The sequence below is a fragment of the Cupriavidus sp. WGlv3 genome (assembly GCF_023952475.1).
GTDB lineage: Bacteria > Pseudomonadota > Gammaproteobacteria > Burkholderiales > Burkholderiaceae > Cupriavidus > Cupriavidus phytorum.
The window spans coordinates 1-2,640 of record NZ_JALHRX010000075.1 but is presented as its reverse complement, the minus strand read 5'-3'; the positions used below and the strand labels follow the sequence as shown (position 1 = coordinate 2,640).

The following is a 2,640-nucleotide window of genomic DNA, read 5'->3' as shown; positions in this document are numbered from 1 at the left end:
GGGGTAGTCGTCCTTTTTGTGCAAAATCTTACGGTTTCCCCGCAAAGCCTTTCTTTATAAGGCGCTCCGGGCAAAGCAGACAGCTGCCTGCTGCCCTCAAGTGACTTCGGGAGTACCATGTCCGCCCGCGATTTCGGATCGTGTCACCTGGATGGGGGCGGAAGATGCCGGGCTTGGAATTTCGCTATGTGGGAAAAGACAGTTTGCCTTCTCGATTGTCGGAATTCGATGTCGAGTACTATTTCGCGCTGACCGACAGCGACGTTGCCGCAATCAACCAGAAATTTCGGCGTGCCGGCCGTGCCGGAGCCGCCATCCAGCTGGCATTTCTGCGGGCAAGTGGCCGTACCCTTGACCAACTGAACACACTCCCCCGTCAGCTCTTGCGCTACGTGGGCGAAAAGCTGGGGTTACCAACTCCGACGATCGCCTCGCTGCGCACCATCTATCAGCGATATCCGACGCTGTATGAACACCAGGTCTGGGCCTGCCAATACCTCGGCTTGACACGAATCGATGACGATCACTGGAGAGGCCTCGGAGCTTGGATGCGGCAAGATGCCGCCGAATCGCTTTCCCTTGAGGAGTTGATCCAGCACGCCCACTACTGGCTGTATGAGCGACGGATTCTGATTCCTTCGACACGAGCGCTGCTGAGCCTGGCTCGCTCAATTTGGGCGGGCATCGAGCGAGATTTGCTGCTGTCGATTGAGGCGGTCGTCCCCCTGGCGCAGATAGCAGGAGCCGAAGCTGCCGTGTTCGCCCAACATGCAACAGCGGGAACGACCGTGCTGGAATGGCTCAAGACCCCGCCAGCACGGCACAGCCCCTCAACCATGAATGAGACGCTGGCCAAGATCCGCTTCCTGAAGAGCCTCGGCGCGCATACTTGGGCGTTTGATGCCATTCCGATCGAGAAGCAGCGCGCCTGTGGCCAGCGTATCCAGGCTCGCCGTCCCGCCAAAGTCCGCGAACTGAAGACCTCCACGCGTACGATTGAGCTGGTGTTTTTCCTGCGTGTGACCTTGCTGGAGCTGACGGACGCGATGCTCTACCAAACCGGACGGCGCGTCTCCGACCTAGTTCGGCAGGCCTACAACAAGACCACGACGAAGCAAGCGCGCTCGGCGAGCGAATACCGGCAGCAAATGGTCGAGATCAAGGCCCTGGTTGACGATACCCGCCGCTCGGCCGAAGAACGGCTGGCCGACATCGGCAAGCTGCTTGAAGGCCTATCGGCCAAACCGCCGGCAAGCCACGCCGCCAGCGTGCGCGAAACGCTCACGGAAGACCACCACCGTATCCGCAACCTCGTGACTTCCTTGCGGGAGTTGGAATTTGCCAGCAACAGCACCGATCCGGCCCTGCGGCAGCTTGAGTTCATCGGTAGTCTGCACGACCAAGGCGCGACGGAATTGCCGCCCGATTGCAATGTGTCGGTGGGCGCGAGCTGGCGTGACCTGGTCGACGGCGAAGACCGTAAGCGCGCGTTGCGCGCGATGGAAGCCTGCGCGATCACGGGCCTGCGTAAGGGGCTGCGCCGCGGCACCGTGTGGATCAGCCATAGCCTGTCGTTTCGGGAACGCGATCAACTGCTGATCCCGCCCGCTCAGTGGGATTCTGAGCGCGACCGGTATCTGTCCACGCTTGACTTGCCGAACCAGGCGGACACCTACCTCAATCCCCTCATGGATCACCTGAAGGCAGGCCTCGCGGCACTGGACGAGGCCCGTGCGGCAGGCCACGTCACGATCGACACGAACGGCGTGCTGCATCTGTCGCCGCTCGAAGCGGCGGAAAGCGATGGCATCCCCACGCGCACCCGTGATCTGCTCTTCAAGGACATCGGCAGCGCGCAGTTTGCCGACATGATCCTCGAGATGGATGCCCGTACCAATTTCAGCGAAGTGCTGCTGGCACGCAACGGGGACGCGCACGAACTGATCACGCTCTACGCCGCGCTGCTCGCCCATGGCACCGAGCTCGACGCCAAGGGTGTCGCCGCCATGATTCCGAAGCTCGATCCGGCGCACGTCTCCACCGCGATGCGCGCGCTTGAGATGCCCGGGCGGCTGCGCCGAGCGAACGAACGGGTAGTGGAATTCCAGCGCACGCACCCGATCACCGAGTTATGGGGGACCGGTCAACAGGCGTCCAGCGATTCGATGAGCCTGGACACCTCGCGACACTTGTTCTATGCCCGCGCCGATCCTCGACGTCGCACTCATGCCGTCGGGATCTATACGCACGTGCTGGACCAGCACGGAATCGTCTATAACCAGCCCATGGTGCTCAACGAACGCCAGGCCGGCGTGGCCATTGAAGGGGTCATGCGCCACAATGAGACCCGCAGCGACGGCGGGCTGCTCCGGCTCGCGGTCGATACCCATGGATACACGAGCGTTGGGATGGCGGTGTCCAAATTGCTCGGCTTTGATCTATGCCCATGGCTGCGCAATCTGTCGGAGCGCAAGCTGTATTTGCCGCGCGGTCTGCAGGTAACGGATGGACTGTCGGCCGCCGTCTCGCCCGAGATCTCGCTCAAGGCAATCCGCGACGGCTGGGATGGCTTGCTGCGCCTAATCGCCTCCATCCACTCGGGCCGGGTGAGTGCAATCGTCGCGCTGCAGCGGTTCGGCA

The 2,640-nt window shown here is 62.0% G+C and carries 1 protein-coding gene; it reads left to right on the top strand.

Going from position 1 to position 2,640, the window contains the following annotated elements; translation table 11 throughout:
- Positions 1-164: 164 nt before the first annotated feature.
- Positions 165-2,640, top strand: a 2,476-nt coding sequence (locus MKD38_RS30415) for a Tn3 family transposase (RefSeq protein ID WP_252682421.1), incomplete at its 3' end; no start/stop codon positions are given.